This is a genomic window from Thalassobacterium maritimum (genome assembly GCF_031127805.1).
GTDB classification, from domain to species: Bacteria; Verrucomicrobiota; Verrucomicrobiia; order Opitutales; family Coraliomargaritaceae; genus Thalassobacterium; species Thalassobacterium maritimum.
This window is the reverse complement of the sequence record NZ_JARXHW010000214.1, coordinates 1-590: the sequence shown is the minus strand read 5'-3', so window position 1 is coordinate 590 and position 590 is coordinate 1. Positions and strand designations below refer to the sequence as shown.

Sequence of the window (590 nt, the reverse complement as noted above, 5' to 3'; positions counted from 1 at the left end):
ACCTTCCGATACAAAGACTATGCAGACCGCGCGCGAACCAAGTCCATGACACTGAACGGCCAAGAGTTCCTAAGGCGATTCCTCCAGCACATCCTGCCCACCGGCTTCGTCAAAGTCAGACACTACGGCCTCTTCGCCCACGCCACCAAAGCCAAAGCACTCGCCACGCTGCGAACCAGCCTCAAGCAACAAGGAACCAAAATTGCCCACGCCACCCGTGCCATCCTCGCATTGCTCGCCAAAACCACCATGCCAGCCCCGCCACAGCAGTGCCCCCGATGCCGAAGCCAAAACCTAATCGCCACAGAAATCATGCCCACGCCCGAGCCACTCGGCCACTGGGCTGGCGCCCCATGAACACAACTATGACACCATCAATCACCCCTCAAAGAGACAGCCGCAGAGCAATCCAGACCCTGCGGATAGACCCACTTGCGCCCAGCCCCACAAATCCACTCAAAAACGGAAAGACGTCCCTGATCCAATCAGGCCAGCTCACCCCTCACCGTAAAGAAATGGGTAATTTGTCATTGCTCAAGCACCTCAAAGTGCTAAACAAAAAGCATGGCAGCCCGAACAATCCCCTTACC

The 590-nt window shown here is 56.6% G+C and carries 2 protein-coding genes; both read left to right on the top strand.

The features are described 5' to 3' along the window. A partial coding sequence (locus tag QEH52_RS20935; RefSeq protein WP_308952750.1) for a transposase occupies window positions 1–357 on the top strand: 357 nt, incomplete at its 5' end. 8 nt (window positions 358–365) lie between these two features. Continuing rightward, window positions 366–590: hypothetical protein (locus QEH52_RS20930; RefSeq protein ID WP_308952749.1), on the top strand; the 225-nt coding region annotated here is incomplete at its 3' end.